The 19,989-nt window shown below is 52.0% G+C and carries 20 protein-coding genes and 1 tRNA gene; 4 read left to right on the top strand and 17 right to left on the bottom strand.

Annotated features, from left to right (window positions below):
* Positions 1–20: 20 nt before the first annotated feature.
* Positions 21–428, bottom strand: coding sequence for a YybH family protein (locus QZJ86_RS08060; protein WP_301937981.1), 408 nt, complete (start codon positions 426–428; stop codon positions 21–23).
* A gap of 503 nt (positions 429–931) precedes the next feature.
* A complete protein-coding gene (locus QZJ86_RS08055; RefSeq protein WP_301937980.1) occupies positions 932–1,324 on the bottom strand; it encodes a YciI family protein in 393 nt (130 codons plus the stop codon).
* A 240-nt stretch (positions 1,325–1,564) separates the two neighbouring features.
* On the opposite strand from QZJ86_RS08055, the gene QZJ86_RS08050 reads away from it, so the two are divergent.
* Positions 1,565–2,095 carry a metallophosphoesterase family protein gene (locus QZJ86_RS08050; protein WP_301937978.1) on the top strand — a complete coding sequence of 177 codons (531 nt, stop codon included), beginning with the start codon at positions 1,565–1,567 and terminating at the stop codon, positions 2,093–2,095.
* Positions 2,096–2,133: 38 nt separating this feature from the next.
* On the opposite strand, the gene QZJ86_RS08045 is transcribed toward QZJ86_RS08050, so the two are convergent.
* Entirely contained in the window at positions 2,134–2,796 is a 663-nt protein-coding gene (locus QZJ86_RS08045; RefSeq protein WP_301937976.1) for a class I SAM-dependent methyltransferase, read from the bottom strand.
* Positions 2,797–3,128: 332 nt separating this feature from the next.
* On the opposite strand from QZJ86_RS08045, the gene QZJ86_RS08040 reads away from it, so the two are divergent.
* On the top strand, positions 3,129–3,719 hold the full coding sequence (locus QZJ86_RS08040) for a Uma2 family endonuclease (RefSeq protein WP_301937974.1): 591 nt from the start codon (positions 3,129–3,131) through the stop codon (positions 3,717–3,719).
* A gap of 129 nt (positions 3,720–3,848) precedes the next feature.
* On the opposite strand, the gene QZJ86_RS08035 is transcribed toward QZJ86_RS08040, so the two are convergent.
* A tRNA-Val gene (locus QZJ86_RS08035) sits at positions 3,849–3,924 on the bottom strand.
* A 71-nt stretch (positions 3,925–3,995) separates the two neighbouring features.
* Positions 3,996–5,228 carry a dicarboxylate/amino acid:cation symporter gene (locus tag QZJ86_RS08030; protein WP_301937973.1) on the bottom strand — a complete coding sequence of 411 codons (1,233 nt, stop codon included), beginning with the start codon at positions 5,226–5,228 and terminating at the stop codon, positions 3,996–3,998.
* Between the two features lie 125 nt (positions 5,229–5,353).
* On the opposite strand from QZJ86_RS08030, the gene QZJ86_RS08025 reads away from it, so the two are divergent.
* Positions 5,354–5,848 carry a YchJ family protein gene (locus QZJ86_RS08025; RefSeq protein WP_301937972.1) on the top strand — a complete coding sequence of 165 codons (495 nt, stop codon included), beginning with the start codon at positions 5,354–5,356 and terminating at the stop codon, positions 5,846–5,848.
* Between the two features lie 24 nt (positions 5,849–5,872).
* On the opposite strand, the gene trmL is transcribed toward QZJ86_RS08025, so the two are convergent.
* The 3 genes from trmL to secA all read right to left on the bottom strand — a co-directional run bounded on the left by trmL (position 5,873) and on the right by secA (position 11,721).
* Positions 5,873–6,340, bottom strand: a complete 468-nt coding sequence (gene trmL, locus QZJ86_RS08020; RefSeq protein WP_301937971.1) for a tRNA (uridine(34)/cytosine(34)/5-carboxymethylaminomethyluridine(34)-2'-O)-methyltransferase TrmL — start codon at positions 6,338–6,340, stop codon at positions 5,873–5,875.
* Positions 6,341–6,343: 3 nt separating this feature from the next.
* The gene (locus tag QZJ86_RS08015; RefSeq protein WP_301937969.1) at positions 6,344–8,848 is read right to left on the bottom strand and encodes a glycogen/starch/alpha-glucan phosphorylase; all 2,505 of its coding nucleotides are present in this window, start codon (positions 8,846–8,848) and stop codon (positions 6,344–6,346) included.
* Positions 8,849–8,982: 134 nt separating this feature from the next.
* The gene (secA, locus tag QZJ86_RS08010; protein ID WP_301937967.1) at positions 8,983–11,721 is read right to left on the bottom strand and encodes a preprotein translocase subunit SecA; all 2,739 of its coding nucleotides are present in this window, start codon (positions 11,719–11,721) and stop codon (positions 8,983–8,985) included.
* Positions 11,722–12,138: 417 nt separating this feature from the next.
* On the opposite strand from secA, the gene trkA reads away from it, so the two are divergent.
* The gene (gene trkA / locus QZJ86_RS08005) at positions 12,139–13,494 is read left to right on the top strand and encodes a Trk system potassium transporter TrkA (RefSeq protein WP_301937965.1); all 1,356 of its coding nucleotides are present in this window, start codon (positions 12,139–12,141) and stop codon (positions 13,492–13,494) included.
* Here trkA and QZJ86_RS08000 read toward each other — a convergent pair.
* The 9 genes from QZJ86_RS08000 to QZJ86_RS07960 form a co-directional block, all read right to left on the bottom strand.
* Positions 13,491–14,033, bottom strand: coding sequence for a hypothetical protein (locus tag QZJ86_RS08000; RefSeq protein WP_301937963.1), 543 nt, complete (start codon positions 14,031–14,033; stop codon positions 13,491–13,493). The two genes, trkA and QZJ86_RS08000, sit on opposite strands and share 4 nt — an antisense overlap.
* The gene (locus QZJ86_RS07995; protein ID WP_301937961.1) at positions 14,021–14,554 is read right to left on the bottom strand and encodes a hypothetical protein; all 534 of its coding nucleotides are present in this window, start codon (positions 14,552–14,554) and stop codon (positions 14,021–14,023) included. Before QZJ86_RS07995 ends, QZJ86_RS08000 begins: the two co-directional genes overlap by 13 nt.
* Before the next feature lie 6 nt (positions 14,555–14,560).
* Positions 14,561–14,935, bottom strand: a complete 375-nt coding sequence (locus QZJ86_RS07990) for a VOC family protein (RefSeq protein WP_301937959.1) — start codon at positions 14,933–14,935, stop codon at positions 14,561–14,563.
* Between the two features lie 44 nt (positions 14,936–14,979).
* Positions 14,980–15,762 (bottom strand): hydroxypyruvate isomerase family protein, encoded by a 783-nt coding sequence (locus QZJ86_RS07985; RefSeq protein ID WP_301937957.1) that lies wholly within the window; start codon positions 15,760–15,762, stop codon positions 14,980–14,982.
* A complete protein-coding gene (locus tag QZJ86_RS07980) occupies positions 15,762–16,640 on the bottom strand; it encodes an NAD(P)-dependent oxidoreductase (RefSeq protein ID WP_301937955.1) in 879 nt (292 codons plus the stop codon). The genes QZJ86_RS07985 and QZJ86_RS07980 overlap by 1 nt, the downstream gene beginning before the upstream one ends.
* Positions 16,641–16,654: 14 nt before the next feature.
* Positions 16,655–17,149, bottom strand: a complete 495-nt coding sequence (locus tag QZJ86_RS07975) for a nucleoside triphosphate pyrophosphohydrolase family protein (protein WP_301937953.1) — start codon at positions 17,147–17,149, stop codon at positions 16,655–16,657.
* A gap of 167 nt (positions 17,150–17,316) precedes the next feature.
* Positions 17,317–17,805: a hypothetical protein gene (locus QZJ86_RS07970; protein WP_301937950.1), complete on the bottom strand. Its 489-nt coding sequence runs from the start codon at positions 17,803–17,805 to the stop codon at positions 17,317–17,319.
* Entirely contained in the window at positions 17,805–18,254 is a 450-nt protein-coding gene (locus tag QZJ86_RS07965; protein ID WP_301937948.1) for an FMN-binding protein, read from the bottom strand. The genes QZJ86_RS07970 and QZJ86_RS07965 overlap by 1 nt, the downstream gene beginning before the upstream one ends.
* 265 nt (positions 18,255–18,519) lie before the next feature.
* Complete coding sequence (locus QZJ86_RS07960; RefSeq protein WP_301937947.1) at positions 18,520–19,950, bottom strand: porin family protein; 1,431 nt, start codon at positions 19,948–19,950, stop codon at positions 18,520–18,522.
* Positions 19,951–19,989: the final 39 nt, after the last annotated feature.

Below are 19,989 nucleotides of genomic sequence, written 5' to 3'. Positions count from 1 at the left end.
CAACTGCGTGCCAGCCATTGTTATTTAATTTCAATTCCGGCAGCACGCGCAAATGCAACATAATCAAGTGCCGTATTTTGGTCGTGCACGATTCGCCATTGACCTTCTTGCAACTGAAAAACATATGTTAGCCAAGTGCTGAATGGTGCAGCATCCTCTTTTGGGCGATATTGATATTTGACAAGAGCCATCGCCACATCCTCTCCGACGACTTTATGCACAACCGTACCCTCCCAAACCCAGTTTGGATCTTGAAACCATTGTTTATGAATTTCAATAGTTTCCGAAGGCGTTGTGAATGCGTGTCCATTTTGAACGACTGTATAGAGCGTTTCGCCCCGCGTAAGGTGTGATTTAAACGCTTCAATATCTCGATTAGAGATGGCCGCAAGATGCTGCTGTAGAGCAGTATCAAAATCCGGTTTCATGGCTACTCCTCCAGTACAAGAAGTAAGTGTGAAAAGAAAAAAAGTGATTAGGCCGGGTAACCACGTGCCCTTAACGCGAGTAGTTCGTTTATTGGTTGAGCTCATGAGGATTCTCGCTAATGTACGTTTTGCATGAGCCATAGGTGACTAGCATAGCCGGTTAACTGTCCGCTCGATGGAAAGGTTAGCCGGGCTCGGCCCAGGCCAAATGTTCTTCGCCATATGTCCGATCAACAAGGCCGACTTCCGATCAAGCAAATCAACCGTTAGAAAAGCTCCTGCCTCGTATACGAATGTATCTATAGTTTGGCATTGCCCGGCTGTTTATTTCTTTCGAAGGATGATGCGCTCCTTAACCGCCATACCGCCCCGGGCCAATCGGCGGAAATCAGAGATTTAACCGTATAACAAAATTGTCGATCAACATATGGATCACCCGCGAGCGAACGTTTACCTGAGCTCGCCTGCGCCTTAGGTGATCTGCGGTTGGATCCTTTTGTATCTTATTTCGCCGCAAGCCGCCGCTTCTCGCTTTCAGCAATCATCGCCGATAAATCCTCGGCTGGGCGAATTTCCCAAGACCCCATCTTGATCCCGGGATGGTTGGATATCAACTGAATGGCGTGGTTAATATCCGTCGCCTCCAAAATCAATAGCCCGCCCAAAAGCTCTTTGGTTTCGGCGTAAGGGCCATCGATACAGGACTCTTCGCCATTTTTATGGCGCAAGGTGACGGCGGTGTTGGGGCCTTGCAGTCCTTCACCGCTAATCCAATTACCATTTTTCCTGAGTATCGCATCGTAGGCAAAGCACGCATCAATCATGGCTAGTTGTTCGGTTTCCGGCTTGCTCGTCCAGTTTTCGACGTCCAGGTATCCGAAGCAAATGTATTTCATGGTTTTCTCCTGAATTGGTTTATGAAGATAAAGACACTGTCTTCGGAATAGTCGTTTGGGAAGCGTCCAAATCAACAACAGCTCGAAAAATTATTTTTTCAATTCGGCCAAGACCATGGAAATCATTGACAGTCTTCATAACTGGCAGTTGCCAGATTGAATTTAGGTCGCAACGCTTACCAAAATCAGTTTTTTACTTTAATTCCACCACACCCAAGCCCGGCGTAAACTAGGTCTAAAATGGCTACTCAAACCGAACCCCCAATTTTTCAGCGCATCGGCATCATCTCCGACACCCACGGCCTACTGCGCCCCGAAGCGCTGGCGGTTTTGCACGGCTGCGAGCGGATTATCCACGCCGGCGACGTCGGCAAACCGGAGGTATTGCAGCGGCTGAACGAGTTGGCGCCGGTTACGGCGGTGCGCGGTAACAACGACAAAGGGGAATGGGCTGAGGAATTGCCGATCAACGCCAACATCACAGTGGGACAAGTCTCAATTTACCTGATTCACGATCTGACCGATCTGGTCATCGATCCGGTGGCAGCGGGCGTTCGCATCGTCATTTCCGGCCATTCGCATAAACCGTCGCTTCAGGAGCGCGACGGCGTGTTGTACCTGAATCCTGGCAGCGCCGGTCCGCGCCGTTTCAAGTTGCCGGTTACCGTTGCCGAATTGACCGTCCGCGGTCAGCAAATCAACGCCAGGATTATCCACTTGCCGATAGATAGCCAGCTCAGGCACGCTGCGGACGATTTAATCTATCCCTAATCTAAAACTCTCTTGCGACGGTTTGAGTACGAAAAGTTTCAACGTTTCACAGCCAAGGTCAGGCCGTCGGCTATCGGCAGCAGGCTGATACTGACCCTGGGATCGACGTGAATTTTGTCATTGAGGCGACGAATCGCTTGGGTATCCGCATCCTTGATGTTTGGATCGATCACCTGGCCGTTCCACAGTACATTGTCTATCACCAATAAGCCGCCGGTACGCAAAAGCGCCAGGGATTGCTCGTAATAGCCATCGTAATTGGCTTTGTCCGCATCGATAAAGGCCATATCGTAACTGCCCGCATCACCAGCGGCGATAAGGCTGTTCAGCGTTTCCAGCGCAGGAGCCAGCCGAAGGTCTATCTTATCGGCAACACCGGCCTGCGCCCAATAGCGGCGCGCCACATCGGTAAATTCTTCGTTAATATCACAAGCCGTGATCCGGCCTTCCGGTGGCAGTGCCAACGCCAGACAAGTGGAGCTATAGCCGGTGAAAACCCCGATTTCCAGAATTTTTTTCGCGCCTATCAGTTCTACCAACAGCGCCATGAACTGCCCCTGCTCCGGCGCAATTTGCATGACGCTGTGGGTATGTTGCGCGGTTTCCTCGCGGAGTTGTTGCAATACCTCCGGCTCGCGCAGCGAAGTCGACAGAATGTATTGATAGAGGGCGTCGGTTACCAAAATACTTTTTATAGTCATCGTAAATTTGCAATGGAAGGTCAGTTACGCTTGAGAGTGCGCTGATTTAATCACTTCTCGAGAAGCGAGTAGCTTCTGGTGTTTAATCGGCCATTTTAAAATCGCCTAGCCTGTATTAATCCGGCTTGGTGACAGTGATGGTAAGTTCGTCGGCATTCCGCTTCTGGTATCGGAAGTTCATAGTTACTTGGCCTACCCAGCGAAGTAAACTAGCGATTTACCTTCTATCCGAAAAGTCCCTGCAACTATTCATTTGAAATATCTCGCATCGCTGGCCCAACTGGATAGAATACCGAATGCGCTAATAACACGGCAAAACAGGAGGCAAACCAATGGCTTTAGCATTGAAAGACCGGCAATCTCATACTTACGGCGATTATTTGAATTGGCCGGACGACTTGCGTTACGAGCTGATCGACGGCGATGCTTATCTGATGTCGCCCGCACCGGATTTGCCGCATCAGGATGTGGCGGGGGAAATTTATTTCCAGACTAGGCAAGCACTGCAAGGCAAATCCTGCCGCGCCTTTATCGCACCCGTCGATGTGCGCTTACCCAAAGCCCAGGAAACCGACGAATCTATTGATACTGTCGTGCAGCCCGACGTGCTGGTCGTGTGCGATAGCGGCAAGCTGGATAAACGCGGCGTGCGCGGCGCACCGGACTGGGTGGTGGAAGTGCTGTCGCCCTCCACCGCCGGCCACGACCAAATCAAAAAACGCCAACTCTACGAACAGCATGGGGTGCGCGAATATTGGCTGGTTCATCCGGTCGATCGGGTGCTGACGATTTACCGCCTAGAGGATGCCGAATATGGCAAGCCGCAAATCTATCAACTGGAAGGCGAAACCCAAGTGGGCATTTTACCGGAAATCGTGATTCGTTGGGACGAACTGGCGGCGCGCTTGCCGAAAGATTACTAAAAGGATCGTTAAAGCGGTAGACGTTTCGCAGACTGGTCGGCGACTGGATAATAGCAACAGCCACCGCCGTGAAGATTTCAAATCGAAGCAATAGAAACAGTTCTATGCATTTGGAAACCACCAATAATCTGGTGGGTGCTGAGGGGTTCGAACCCCCGACCCTCGCCTTGTAAGGGCGACGCTCTCCCAGCTGAGCTAAGCACCCGACTAAAGGCCGCGCATTTTATACAAAATGCACGGATATGCAAAATGTTTTCTCTCAGGCATTAACACGCCTCAGTCCTTCCCTACCCATTTCTGCACGACCAAGCTCCCGATCATATCGCCTTCGACATTGACCATGGTCCGCACGGTGTCGAGTAAGCGATCGATCGGCAGCAGGATGGCGATGGCTTCCGTGGGTAGACCGACCGATTGCAGCACCATCACCATCGTCACCATGCCGGCACTGGGAATCCCGGGCGCGCCCATCGCGGCGATCATCGTGGTGAAGAACACGATCAACTGCTGGGCCAGATCCAGCTCGATACCCGCCAAATTAGCGACAAACAACGCAGCGGAAGCTTCGTACAGCGCGGTACCGTCCATATTGACGGTGGCGCCCAGCGGCACCACGAACCCGGCGATACCGGGTTTGACGTGCAGATGCTGCTCCACGCAGCGCAAGGTAACCGGCAGCGTCGCCGAACTGGAACTGGTGGCAAATGCTGTGATCAAGGCCTCGCGCGATCCGCGAAAAAACTTTAGCGGCGACATCTTGGTCACTAAGAACAATAGTAAGGGCAACACCACAAAGCCATGCAGCAAGGTAGTGCCGATCACCACCGCGACAAATTCGGCCAGGCTATTCAACAGCGCCATGTTCTGGGTCGCCAGCAACTGGGCCAGCAAGGCCATAATGCCGAACGGCGCCAGCCGCATGATCCAGCCGACCAGGCGCAGCATCAACTCCAGGCCTTCCTGCATCAGCTGCAACAAATTGCGATAACGGTCGCCACCCACCACCAAGGCAATACCCAGCAACAAAGCAAACATCACGATCGCCAGCACATTGGCTTGCGCCAAGGCTGCAAACGGGTTGACGAATAAACCGTGCAGGAAACTGGCGACAAATTCGGCAAAGCTCATCTGTTTGGCCGCGAAACCCTGGCCGGCATTATGAAACAAGTCCAGACTCAAGCCCTTACCCGACTCGAACAGATTGGTGGCAATCAGACCCAGCACGATTGCCAAGGCCATCGATAACGCAAAAAATCCCAGCGTGGATAGCCATACCCGATGTAACTGGCTATGCAAACGCAAGTTGGCAACACCGACAGCGATAGAGGTAAACACCAAGGGCACCAACACCATTTTCAGCAAATCGATGAACAAGTTGCCTAACAAACCGCAGAAATAGATGCCTTGCTTCGTCGCCTTAGCTTCCGGCCCCAGTTTGGCGAACACTAAGCCCAGCGTAATGCCCAGCAAGGCACCGAGAAAAATTTGGGTGTTTAATGCGACTTTCAAGCTAGCCTCCTTTAAAACGGTTTTTGTCGATCCCTGCCGCCCTGCGAGCGATATTTTAGAAAAAAGACACATGATACCGGCGACGATTGGCTTTAGACCTGTCTATTTCGGTAAAATCGATCGCTATGACAACATTGACCAACAATACCGAATCTTGTTTATGCGGCTCCGGCCTGAATTATCCGGAATGTTGCGGCCGTTATCACGGCGGCGAACACTACCCGCCCACGGCAGAGACTTTGATGCGCTCGCGTTTTAGCGCTTACGCCCGACGCGATGTGGATTATTTATTGGCGACTTGGGATGCCTCGAAAAGACCGGCGAACATTGACTTTTCCAAGGAAACCGCACAATGGCAAAAGCTGACCATCGTCGACACTAAGAAAGGCGGCGCACAGGACAGCAAGGGTATCGTCGAGTTTAAGGCCTATTACAGGCAGGATGGCGAAGATTATTTCATGCACGAAATCAGCCGCTTCGTTAAATCAGATTCGCGCTGGCGGTATCTGGATGGCGTTATTAAAGCGGCCGGCAAAGTCGTAGCAAACACCGATACAGGCAAAAATGCGCCTTGTGCGTGCGGCAGCGGCAAAAAATTCAAGCGTTGCTGCGGGCGCTGAGACTCGGTATTAACGACCTTGCATTCAGCGTAACGCATCCTGATAGCCCAATTGCTTCCAGGCTTCGTACAGCACAACGGCAACGGTATTGGATAGATTGAGGCTGCGGCTTTCCTTACGCATCGGCAAATACAGCTGCTGCGCGGCAGGATGTTGGCTCAGGAATGCTGCCGGCAAACCGCGAGTTTCCGGACCGAACAACAAAGCGTCGCCTGCCTGATAGCGCACCTCGCTATAACTTGTGTTGCCTTTGGTGGTTAACGCAAATAAACGCTTAGGTTTGGCTTTTTCAACATAATCGTTCAACGAGCCATACTGGCGGATATTGACCCATTCGTGATAATCCAGCCCGGCCCGACGCAAACGTTTGTCATCCAAATCAAAACCGAGCGGTTGGATCAAATGCAAATGCGCGCCGGTATTGGCACATAAGCGGATGATATTGCCGGTATTGGCCGGGATCTCCGGCTCGAACAAGACAATATCGATCATCGTTTAATAGCTTTCCACATCGACCGGTGTCAGATTCCAAATTTCGCGGTTATATTCGCTAATCGTCCGGTCCGTGGAAAATTTGCCGCTGGCGGCGGTGTTTAAGATACTCATTTTGGTCCAGTGTTCCTGATCCCGATAAGCCTGTTCCACGCGTTTTTGCGCTTCCAGATAACTGCGAAAATCGGCAATCGTCATCCAGGGATCTTGCGGGCTCTTAATCGAAGCGATGATATCGTCGAAAATGCCCGGCTCGAATTGATTGAAATGACCACATTCCAGCAAACGCATCACGCCTTGCAAATCGCCATCCTGATTGATGAACCATTGCGGATCGTAATGGCCCCGCAAGGCTTCCACTTCCTGTTCGGTCAAACCGAACAAGAAGAAATTATCGGCGCCGACTTCTTCGCGGATTTCGATATTGGCGCCATCCAAGGTGCCGATGGTCAATGCGCCGTTCATCATGAATTTCATATTGCCGGTACCTGACGCTTCCTTGCCGGCAGTAGAGATTTGCTCGGACAGATCGGCGCCCGGACAAATTTTTTCCATCGCCGACACACAATAATTGGGCATAAACACCAATCTAAGTTTGTCACCGACATCCGGGTCGCCATTGATGACATTGCCAACGTTATTGATCAGTTTGATGATTTTTTTCGCCATCACATAGCCGGGCGCGGCCTTACCGCCAATCAAGACGCACCTATCCACCCAGTTTTGGGTGTCGCCGCGTTTGATGCGATCGTACAGATGGATCACATGCAGCACATTCAAAATCTGCCGTTTGTACTCGTGGATGCGTTTGACCTGCACATCGAACAAAGCATCGACATTAATCTCGATGTCGTGCTCTTCTTTTTTGAAATCAACCAGCCGCTGTTTGCTGGCCCGATTCAAGTCGTACCATTTTTGTCTGAACGCGGCATCCTCGGCGTATGGTCGCAACTTAACCAACTGGGACAGGTCGGTCAGCCAGCCGTCGCCGATAGTAGCGGTAATAAATTCGGCCAATTCCGGGTTGCAACCGGCCAACCACCGTCTAGGCGTGACACCGTTGGTCTTATTATTGAATTTGCTCGGCCATAGCTCGTAAAAGTCTTTGAACAAACCTTCCTGTAACAGTTTGGAATGCAGTTCAGCGACACCGTTAACCGAAAAGCTGCCGACGATAGCCAGAAATGCCATCCTCACTTGCTTTTGATGACCTTCTTCGATAATCGACATTCGCGCCATCCGCGCGCCATCGCCCGGCCAATGTGCCGATACTTCGGCCATGAAGTGGGCGTTGATCTCGAAAATAATTTCCATCAAACGCGGCAGCAAATACTGCATCAAATTCACCGACCATTTTTCCAGCGCTTCCGGCAGCAAGGTATGATTGGTGTAGGCCATGGTGCTACGGGTGATGTTCCAAGCCTCTTTCCACGGCAAACCGTGAATATCCATCAGCAAGCGCATCAATTCGGCGACGGCGATGCTGGGATGGGTATCGTTGAGTTGGAAGCAGTTTTTTTCGGCGAAGCGCGTGAAATTATTACCGTGACGACCCACCCAATTGGCGATTACGTCCTGCAAACTGGCCGAAGCCAGCAGATATTGCTGTTGCAGACGCAAGGCCTTGCCGTTTTCGTTGGCGTCGTTGGGATATAACACCATGGTGATGTTTTCGGCGGTGTTTTTCTCGGCGACCGCTTCGGCATAATCGCCAGCATTGAATTCCTGGAGATTGAATTCCTCGGTAGCAATGGCTTTCCACAAACGCAAGGTATTGACGGTGCCGTTTCTATAGCCCGGCACTGGCGTATCGTAAGGCATCGCCAACACATCATGCGTATCGACCCAACTGCTGCGTTTATTGCCTCTTTCATCGATATGGCTTTGGGTGCGGCCGCCGAATTTGATGCGATGCATGTACTCCGGCCGTTCGATTTCCCAGACGTTGCCCATCCGCAACCAGTGATCCGGCCGTTCCACTTGTTCGCCGTTGACGATCTGCTGCGAGAACATGCCATATTCATAGCGCAAACCGTAGCCGGTCACCGGCAATTGCAGAGTCGCGCAACTGTCGATAAAACAAGCCGCCAGCCGGCCCAAACCGCCGTTGCCCAGACCGGCATCCGGCTCGCTTTCCACCAGTTCCTCAGCTTCCAAGCCTAAATCGTACAAGGCCTGAGTAACAATATCGTCGACGCCCAGATTCAGCATCGCGTTGCTCAGCGAACGGCCGATCAAAAATTCCATCGACAAATAGAAGGCTTTTTTGCAATCCGAATCCCGATAGACGTTATAAGTTTTTTTCCAGCGTTCGACCAAGCGGTCGCTGATAGCGAGCGATAACGCCTCGTAGGCGTAATGCGGTGAGCGGCAGTTTTCGTCTCGCCCCAGCCGATGGCTGTAATAGTGTTTGAAGTCGGCGATAAAATGCTTTTTTTCCATACCCAGCTTGGGAAGCTTGGTAATATCGGCGGCGGGGTTACTTTTATGAAAGACTCTATGCGGCATAGTGATTACCCTTGGAAATAGTGAATTTTAAAAGCTGTGGGCCGCCGAATTTGTAAAGCAATGCCCTACAAAGAGCCTCTATATCGGTCGGTCTGGGCAACCATGACGCCACGATGGTGGCGCCATGCTTGCCTTCAATTTAACTTGCCGTGGCATTGTTTATACTTTTTACCGGAACCGCAGGGGCAAGGATCGTTACGGCCCACTTTGCTGCCGTGCCGAACAAAAGGCTGTTCGGCCAATTCTGACTCCACGGCTGGCGGTTCTTCCTGCTCGCCCTCGAATATCGAATGCGCTTCGGCATGTTCGTAATGCATTTCCTGTGGCGCCTGGCGCTGTTCGTCAATCGCCTGTACGTCTTCTTCGCGGGCCACCTGTACTTTCGCCAATATTGTCACCACTTCCTCTTTGATGTGGTTTAACAGGCTGGTAAACATGTGAAACGACTCGCGTTTGTATTCCTGCTTGGGATCTTTCTGCGCGTAACCCCGGAAATGGATGCCCTGGCGCAATTGATCCATCGCCGCCAAATGTTCTTTCCAGCTATTATCCAACACTTGCAGCATCACCGATTTTTCGAAATGACGCAGCACTTGCTCGCCCACCGCCGCTTCCCGCGCCAGGCTTTCTTGTTCGGCTTTTTCGACGATCAGATGGCGCAATTTTGCCTCGTTCAACGAATGGTCTTTTTCCATCATCTCAGTCAACGGCAAATGCAGATTGAACTCTTGCTGCAAATGCGCTTCAAGGCCTTGCACATCCCATTGCTCTTCCATGGTTTTCGGCGGAATGAACTGGGTAATTGCTTCGTTAATCACATCGGCCCGAATCGCGGTGATAATGTCATTAATATCCTCTGCTGCCATCAATTCGTTGCGCTGAGAGTAAATGACTTTACGCTGGTCGTTGGCGACGTCGTCGTATGCCAGAATTTCTTTCCGAATATCGAAGTTACGGTTTTCCACCTTGCGTTGCGCACTTTCGATGGAACGCGTTACCCAAGGATGTTCGATGGCTTCGCCCTCTTCCATGCCCAGTTTTTGCATCAAACCGGCCACCCGCTCGGACGCGAAAATCCGCATCAAATCGTCTTCCAGCGACAGATAGAATCTGGTGGAGCCAGGATCGCCCTGCCGGCCGGAACGGCCGCGCAGCTGGTTGTCGATCCGCCGCGACTCATGGCGTTCGGAGCCGATCACATGCAAACCGCCGCTAGCCAACACTTTTTCGTGTCTATCCAGCCAGGCGCCACGCACTCTTTCTTTGTCGGCTTCGCTGGCGTCCTCGCCCAATACCGCTAATTCGGCATTCAGGTTGCCACCCAGCACGATGTCGGTACCACGGCCGGCCATGTTGGTGGCGATGGTCACCGCACCGGGCATACCGGCATTTTCGATAATATGCGCTTCGCGTTCGTGTTGCTTGGCGTTCAAGACTTCGTGCGGGATATTTTGCTGGTGCAGCATCCTGGAAATCAGCTCGGAATTCTCGATCGACGTAGTACCGACCAATACCGGCTGCCCGCGTGTGACGCAATCTTTAATATCTTCGATCACGGCGTTGTATTTTTCGCGCGCCGACAAGTACACCAGATCGCCTTTGTCCTTACGGATCATCGGTCTATGGGTCGGAATGACGACCACTTCCAATCCGTAAATTTTATTCAGCTCAAACGCTTCGGTATCGGCGGTACCGGTCATGCCCGACAACTTGCTGTATAGTCGGAAATAATTCTGGAAAGTAATCGAAGCCAGCGTCTGGTTCTCGTTCTGGATCGATACGCTTTCCTTGGCTTCCATCGCTTGATGCAAACCTTCCGACCAACGCCGTCCGCTCATCATCCGGCCGGTGAATTCGTCGACGATAATAACCTGCCCTTCCTTGACCACGTAATCGACATCTTTCTGGAACAGCACATGGGCGCGCAAGGATGCGTTCAGATAGTGCATCAAGCGGATATTGGCCGCTTCGTACAAGGTGGAACCATCGGCAATCAGGCCGTGTTCGGCCAACAAGCGCTCGACATGTTCGTAACCGGCTTCGGTCAGATGAATCTGCCGGGATTTTTCGTCGACCGCGTAATCGCCAGGCATTTGATCCTGTTTTTCCGGATCGTCGGCTTTTTCCTGTTTGGTTAAATACGGAATGATTTGGTTGGTTTTCAGGTAAATATCGGTACTGCCTTCCGCCTGACCGGAGATAATCAACGGCGTTCTAGCCTCGTCGATCAGAATCGAATCCACCTCGTCGACGATGGCAAAATTTAGCTCGCGCTGAACTTTTTGCTCCAGGCTAAAAGCCATATTGTCGCGCAGATAATCGAAGCCAAATTCGTTATTGGTGCCGTAGGTAATATCGGCGGCATAGGCCACTTGACGCTGCTCGTGGGTCAGATCGCTGACGATGACACCGGTGGTCAACCCTAGAAAGCCATAGAGTTTTCCCATCCATTCCGCGTCGCGGCGAGCCAAATAGTCGTTGACGGTCACCACATGTACGCCTTTACCCGGTAAGGCATTCAAATATGCGGCCAGGGTTGCCATCAAGGTTTTACCCTCGCCGGTTTTCATCTCGGCAATCTTGCCGCCATGCAGCACCATACCGCCGATTAGCTGCACGTCGAAATGGCGCATGCCGAAAACCCGCGTCGAAGCTTCCCGCACCGCGGCAAAGGCTTCCGGCAACAAATCATCGAGTTTTTCGCCCTGGGCAAGACGATCACGAAACTCTTGAGTTTTGCCTTGCAAGACCGCGTCAGATAATTTTTCGTATTCGGCAGCCAGCGCATTGACTTTCTTGACCAGCTTACGTTTCTTCTTGACCAGCCTGTCATTGCGGCTGCCAACTACCATTTTAACCAGCTTACCCAGCATGATACTTCCAGTGTGAGAGTGAACCAAAGTTTGCGATTATAAACGGTATGGGGCGGCTATGACCAGAAAACAAGCCTTAGAAACAATGCCAACCCGCGCGCCGGCACGGCGAAAGCATATTCGAACGACGAGAAATAATCATCGAAAAATATTCGTGCCACGCCCGAAAAGCGCTTTAACGACACCGAGTCAAGTCGACCATTCTCACCTGTCGATTTTAAGACTTTGAAATCTAACACATCGAAAATGCGTCAATAGCAAATACCGGCATTATTCAGCCGGAGCAAGGATATGTTTTGCGCATGGACAAGGTGAGCGATCAGCGTATAATTCGCCGCCTTCACCTACTGCGTTAGGCACATTCGATATTCCCACCCAAACGATCTGCATTTCTGTCCTTCTAGCTTTGACTTTGTTATGAAAATAGTAATTCTTGGCGCCGGCGTTACCGGCTCTTCGGTTGCCGGCGCGCTAGCCAGTGAAGAAAACGATATTGTCGTCATCGACAAAAATCCGCTTTTACTTTCCGCATTGAAAGGCCGCCTGGATATAGCCACCATCGAAGGCAATGCCGCGCATCCCAGCACGCTTGAGCAGGCAGGCATCCAGGATGCCGACATGGTGATTGCCGTCACCGACCGCGACGAAACCAATATGTTGGCCTGCCAGGTCATCAACACACTTTATAGCAAACCCAAAACCATCGCCCGGGTGCGGGCCATCGACTTTTTGAACCATCCGGAATTATTCCAACCGGGCGGTATCGACATCGTTATCAGTCCGGAACAGGTCGTCACCGAATCGATCCACAACTTGATCAAATACCCCGGCGCACTGCACGTATCGGAATTCGCCGACGGTCTGGTCAGATTGTTTTCGATTCGCGTGGTACCAACCGGCTTCCTGACCGGTAAACGTATTCACGCGGTGAAGGAAAAACTCGCCGACAGTATGATTCGGGTCGCGGCGATTTTCCGGGACGGCAAAGCCATTCCGGTCAACGGAGAAGCCGTGATTGCCACCGGCGACGAGGTATTCTTTGTCTGCCCGCGCGACAAAGTGCATAAGACCTTGGTCGATTTACACAAACTGGAATCGCCGATCAAAACCATCATGCTGGCCGGCGGCGGCCATGTCGGCAAGCGCCTGGCGATCGCGCTGGAGAAAAACTATCAGGTCAAAATCATCGAAAAAGAACTGCCCCGCGCCAAGGAAATTGCCAACGATTTACGCGAAACCCTGATTCTGCATGGCGACTGCACCGACGAATCGCTGCTTTTGGAAGAAATGATCGAAGACATCGACCTGTTCTGCGCAATCACCAATAACGATGGCATCAATTTGATTTCGGCTGGACTGGCGAAAAAACTCGGCGCTAAAAAAGCCATCTGCCTGATTAATAACAATTCCTATCTGAAATTGCTGGACGGCACCGACATCGATCTGGCCATCCAACCCAAACTGGAAACCTTGGGCGGCATTCTGAAACACGTCAGGAAAGGCGACGTGGTTGGCGTCAGCTCGGTGTGCGGCGGCAGCGCCGAGGCGATTGAAGCCATCGCCCACCGCAGTAAGAACGCCAGCTCCGTGGTCGGCTTGCGGGTGGATCAAGTCAATTTGCCGGACGGCGTCATTTTAGGCGCGCTGATTCGCGAGAAAGAAGTGATTCCGGTGCATCACGACACCGTGTTTGCAGAAGGCGACCATGTCGTGATGTTCGCGTTGAACAAAAAAATGATCAAAGACATCGAAGGCTATTTCCAGCCTATTTAATCTTCCAAATCAGCATCGATAAAAGCCAATGCCCGCTGCGGCAGGCCTTCGCCGTCCTCGCCTTGCAACGATGCCTGACTGTCCTCGTGCACCGCTGTCATAAATTGCAATAGCTGCATTTCGATTTTCAGTTTTTCCTGCGGCTCTTGTGCGTCCCACATCCGATTCAATAACTGCTTGGCGTGATGATGAATCGTAAACGCCACGGCTTCCGGTAAATGCGCATAACTGCTGCGCAACGAATCCTTTAACCTATCCAACGATTGCAGATATTGTTGATAGTCTTTTAAATCCTGCTTGCACTGGGTTTTCACCATCGCCAGTTCGTTACTGTTGCGAGCTTTATTGATGGCCAGTTCGTGAGCCAGTTGCTGCGACTGTTTTTTTAACTGCGCCACCAAAGCCTGCTCAGCTAATACCTTGGCTTGCCGCAGCTCCGCGACATCGCCGTGCCTGGACAGTTGCCATTGCAGATTATCGTCGCGACTACGCCGTAAAAACGCCAGCGCCTCACCCACCCAACGAGCTAACGGGGACATGGAATCTGTTGACGTAATGCCAGCATCGCCGCAGCGTCGGCTTGTTTGCGGCATCGACGTAACGCCTTGCGCAAATCTTTATATCTAGCGGTCGGCAATTGCGCCCTCACCGTCTGCAATTCGCGGTTAATCGCATCGGACAACTCTCTGGCCTGCTTGCGGTTATCTGCCGTCAGCACGTGCTGGCGCCTTAATCGATGCCAATAGTCCAACTGCCGCCATTCCGCAGCCTCACGTCGCTCTACATCTTCTCGGCGCATCTGCAAAGATAAAAGCTGCCGCAATGCGGCGGATTCGCGATTGAAATACGCACTGAATTCGCGGTACACGGCTTTGAACAAGGCGATCGCGCCCAACAAAGCCAATAAAATCAAAGCCAGCAGCATGACTTTACTAGCCAGCAGATAAAACAGCCCCATCAACAAACCCAAACCGAATTGCAAACAGACAAAGCCGACCACGAACAGCAGCATTGCCAAGCTCGCTATCAATAATCCGCCGAAGAAAAGCCGTCCGAACATGATCGATCAGGGCCGCTCGATAAACTCCAGCGCGTTACCGTCACGATCCCGACAGAACAGCGCCTTGCGGCCGGAAATACTCAAGGTGTAAGCCGTATGGGTCCGCTCCAGGTCTTCACGCAAGACATCAACCGAATCGATATGCATCGCCACATGCCTATCACGGCCGCCATGCGCCGGCCGACCTGTCGTCGGATCGGGATTATCCAATTCCAGCAAATGAATCTGCTGCGCCCCGATTTGCAACCAGGCACCCGGAAACGGCAGATTCGGCCGCTCGGTCTGCTCCATCCCCAGCACGTCGCGGTAAAAAAGTAGCGATTGCTCGGTATCGGAGACGATCAGGCTGGCGTGATGAATGGTGAAATTATGCTTGGACATGGCAATGAACCGGTGATTTGAGGCTAGGCGATTATACCGCCCGATTATTTTACAGCGCAGGTTTTCAACCAATCCAGGCTGGCGGCGGTGATGCCGGTCGGCCGATACTCGGCACCGACCCAACCTTTGTAGTCCGAAGCGGCGATAATATCGAACAGCGTGTCGAAATCCACCCCGCCGCTACCGGGCTGGCCGCGACCTGGGCAATCGGCAAACTGAATATGGCCGATCTTATCGAGATGTTGCCGTAAAAATCCGGCGCAATCTTCGCCCATCCGACTCATATGATAAATATCGTATTGCATGCGTAAATTCGGATGATCGACTTTTGCGAGTACATCCAGCATCCCCTGGCTGCTATCGACGATAAAGCCGGGCATGTCGTAGCTATTGACGGCTTCAAATACCGTAGTGATCCCCAGTTCAGCGAAGGCAGACGCCGCGTAGCTCAGATTTTCCAGCAAGGTGGTTTGATATTCCCCTAAGCGTTGCGGGTCCAGGCAGCGACCGGGCAACACATTAATAACACGAGGCTTCAAGCGCTCGGCATAAACCAGCGCTTGCTCTACCGCCGTTTTGAATTGATCGCGTTTTTCCGGAACCGCCGCCAAACCCTCACCGCCCTGCAACAAGATATCGGCATCGACATTAAACAGCACCAGTTGCAAATCCTGTTGATCCAGTAAATTTTGGATTTGCTCGGCCGGAAGCGTGTAAGGGAATTGAATTTCCACCGCCTCGAAACCGTGCTGTTTAGCGGCCTGAAACCGTTCGAGCAATGGCAGTTCGGCAAACAATAAACTCAAATTAGCGGTAAAACGCAGCATTAGTCTTGGGCGTATAGTTTGATCAGAGTCGATGGATCCTGCTCCAGAAAACCACCACTGCCATGCAATTGCATCAGTTGCGCCGCCAAGCCGGAAATCGGCACTGCGCTGCCCTGCTTGCCGGCCAAATCGACCGCCATATGCAAATCTTTCAACAGGGTTTTCACCCGCCATTTCACCGGCTCGAAACGCTTATCGGCCATTTCCGGTCCGACAATTTGCAAGGGTTTGGAATCGGCAAAACCGCCAGCCAGCGCTTCGGGAATTTTCGCGGCATCGACGCCGGCCGATTTTGCCAGCGCCATCATTTCCGCGATCACCAACACATTGCAACTGACGATCATCTGATTGCAGATTTTAGTGGTTTGACCGCTGCCGACCACACCCATATGCGTCAAGCGGCTATACAATGGCCGCAACACTTCGCGCGCGATCTCAATATCAGAGTCGGCACCGCCGGCCATAATCGCCAAGCTGCCCTGCTCTGCGCCGGCGGTTCCGCCCGATACCGGCGCATCTACCCAGCGCATGCCGCAAGCGGCCCGCAACTCGGCCGCCATGCGCCGGGTCGCGTCCGGGTGGATGCTGGACAAGTCTATTAACAATTTATCGGCGCTGCCGTTGGCGATAATCTGTTCCCTCACCACCGCTTCCACGGCAGCGGTATCGGTCAGGCACAAAATCACCACATCGGAAGCTTTGACCAATTCACTGACACTGTCACAGACTTTAGCACCGGCACCGCTGATTCCATCCAACTTGGCGACGGTGCGATTCCAGACATTGACCCGAAAACCCGCCGCCAACAAGCGCAAGCTTAACGGCAGGCCCATCAAGCCTATACCAACAAAGCCGAGCGTATAGCGTTGTTCTACCATGCTGCTGCCCGCCTTTATTCGAATAGCGCGGGACTCAAATCCAGATGATCGGCGTCGCCCCGACCGCTCATCAAATGCTGATGGACGATTTGGAAAGCTTCGTCGAAATCGGCATTGATAAAGCGCTGTGATAAATGCGCGCAAATTGCATACAAGCCGGAATAGTGCACGGTCTCGCCGGAGGTACAGCTATTGATTCTTTCCGACAATACCCGCATCACTGATAACACCGAACCATCCTGACGCCAGTTGGCGGACACCGCGATAACGTCGTCGCCGCGACTGGCAATTGCTGCCAGCGCATTAAAGGATAAGTCCACCAGGCCGGCCAAAATCTTGACCAGATCGCCGCTAGCGATGGCTTTGAATGTCTCGCTGCCGCAATCGAGCAGCAAGGCTTGGCGCATCACAATATCCATATCCGACAAATGCCCGATTTCACCGTCGTCGGGCTGAATAATGCCGAATTTCCGATGAAAATCTCTGACTAGTTGTAAATGTTTATTCATGGCTTTTCTCTAGGTTGAAGTCAAAAACTCGGGTGGATGGCGTGTACTACCATACAGAATAGATCGGACATCGCTCCACCCTCTTAATGCCACATGTGTACGACATCGGCTAAAGAGAAGAGTGCATCAATGCTCAATAATCGGCGAAACGGAAAAGACGAGCCGTTTTAGCGCAAGTGCCGGCGTGATTCAATCAGCGACAGACCGACGATGACGATTAGCAGGAACAAGGAAGTTTCCAGCGATAAAAATGCGGCTATTTTAAAATATGCAAATCCTGGATGAACAAAACGCACCAACCAACCGGCTGCTTCATCGGCGATTGCCGCCGCATAAACTATCGCGCTAATCCAGACTTTCATCAGGGTTGGCAGCGAGGTCATCAGCATCAGATGGGTCAGCGTCAATACCAGCATGCCCATCGCAAACAAATGAAAATGCGTGACTTCCAGCAGGCTTTGATAGCTTTTCGGCTCGTTAAACTCTTGCTCATTCCCTAAATAATAAGAAACTACCGACTCAGGGGTGAGATTCATTTTATGAAAATACATCAGGCCGTTGCTGACCCACAACAAGGCCACATAGACCAAGAACATCAAGATCAAGGTATTGATCAGCAGCTGGCGATTCTGCTCGCCGGTAACAAAAAAACGCATCAGTGTGACTTGTTTTGGATAAGAACTTGGTAAATCGCCAATACCTTACGGGCACTGTTGATCGCGGCGCGGGTACTGAGTGTGGCGCCAGCCACGCCTTGAATATCCTTGCTCAGACTCAATTCTTCGATGGAATGATTGGCCAGCAACGCCATCCAGCGCTCCGGCGGCTGATATTCCGGCGGCTCGTGAAACGCCAGCGTATAGACGTTACGCAATTTGCCTTCCGGCGTTAGCACCACCAGCAGGGTTTCCGGCTTGGTTCTAACGGTGTGAGATTCGATGGCGGCATAACCAATCACGGTATCTTGCTTCTTGCCGACATAAAAACTGAACAGATTGGATTCCAGCTTGACCTTGGCCAATTGTTCGATTTGCGCCACTTCTTCCGGCGTGGGGAACAGCGATTGCATTTCCACGCTAGCATCGTCGCCGAACGCAAGCTTCATCGCTTCGTCCTTGCTATAAAAAACAGCGGCGGCAACGTTTACGATCGTTAAACAAAAAACCAGTAGCGTCAGCAGAAGCCGACGAGTTTTTGAAATCAGCATGAGTTGGACAAATCCAGGGAGTGAATAATACGGCGGCTATGATAGAGACCGGCCGACGATTTGCCAAGCCGTTACGCGGATAACCGGGTTAGATATAGCATTATATACCGGCGCGCCCCGCCGTATGAACCGACGGGGCCAATCCAGCAATCACCCGGCCGTTCTAGAAAATAAAGCCTACACCCAAGTTAAAGTCATCCGGAGAAGCGCCGGATTTTTGGGTGAAATTACGGTAATCAGCCTTAATCACGACATTGGGAATGGGTTTATAGTTGAGGCCGACTTGGTAGATTTCTACATCCCTGGTCAGATCATCGACTCGACCTGTCGGCACTGTAGCGACAGTATCCATCCGTTCGTAACGAACAAACGGCGCCAGATACTGAGTCGTATCGTGCAAGAAATGCGGCAGAATGTCGTAACCGACTTCGCTGTACCAACCGTAGTTTTCTTCGCCTATGGTGGTGCTTCGTGCAGCACTCAACAAGGCCGCGTCGCCGATATGCCCCCAGGAACCCAAGGTACGGAATTCCAGACCACGATATTTCCATTGCAAATGCGCTTCGTAAAGCTGCGTGGCCACGTCGAGTTGTCTACCGTTATAGAGCTGATTCTGCCCGGAATTGCCGACGTAAGCCGAACCGCCGACCATCACACCCGGCAGCATTGGCGGCGTGTAATCCAAGCGACCGACATAGGCCAAGTCTTCCGCCAACGCCTGGCCGCCCGCTTGCCGACCGCCACGAATACCTGAAGCGCTGAAGTTTCTGGCATTCATGCCATTGACTACATAGGTCGTGTACGTCAAACCTGGCAATAACTCGCCGAACAAACCGACACCATTCTCGCGCCAAGTACTAGGTATGATGCGTCTCTCGACTTCGGGACGGTTGTTACCGAAATAAAATGGCGGTTCGTGAATCTGGTTGATGAAACCCATCGGCATCAACAACATGCCAGCCCGGACATTGACCATCGGGTCGATGAAGAAATCCAAGGACGCCATTTCGACGGAGACGGTACCAGTGTCTGAACCGGAAATACCCGAGCCATTATTTCCTGTAGACGCGTGTTCAAACTCGATTTCACTATTGAACAGAATACTGTCGCTGAATTTGTAACCGGTATAGATGACCAAGCGCTCGACGTCGGTATTATCAGGATTGGTAAAAGTCCCGTTTGCGTTTCGCCCACCCTGGTCGTCAACCCGCGCCTGATAATTCGCCTCGCCGTAGCCGCCAATCGACAAGCCCTTACCGACTTGATAAACCTTGGAGGCTGCCGGGCCCAAACCATAAGCACTCTTGTATTCGACTTTCTCAGGCACCACCAATTCGGTGCGAAGCTTCTCAACCTCTTCGGTCAGCACATTGGTTTTACGTTCCAAGTTGCTGACTTCGCCAGTTGGGCTTTTTTGCGCCACAGCTTCCAGCTTCTTGGTCATGCTGTCGATTTGCTGCTGCTGAGCCTGAATAATCTTCCACATTTCATCCATGGTTTGCGGCTTTTCAGCGGGAATACCAGCGGCATTTGCCCCGGCACTGACGGCAATCGTCGCGATAGCGACACTAAGTTTCGACTGCAATGGCTTCATATCGGTCTCCAGAAAATTGAGACTCGAGTATAAAACCCT

This window comes from Methylomonas montana, from assembly GCF_030490285.1.
GTDB lineage: Bacteria > Pseudomonadota > Gammaproteobacteria > Methylococcales > Methylomonadaceae > Methylomonas > Methylomonas montana.
The sequence above is the reverse complement of the archived record's forward strand: the minus strand, read 5'-3'. Positions and strand labels throughout refer to the sequence as shown.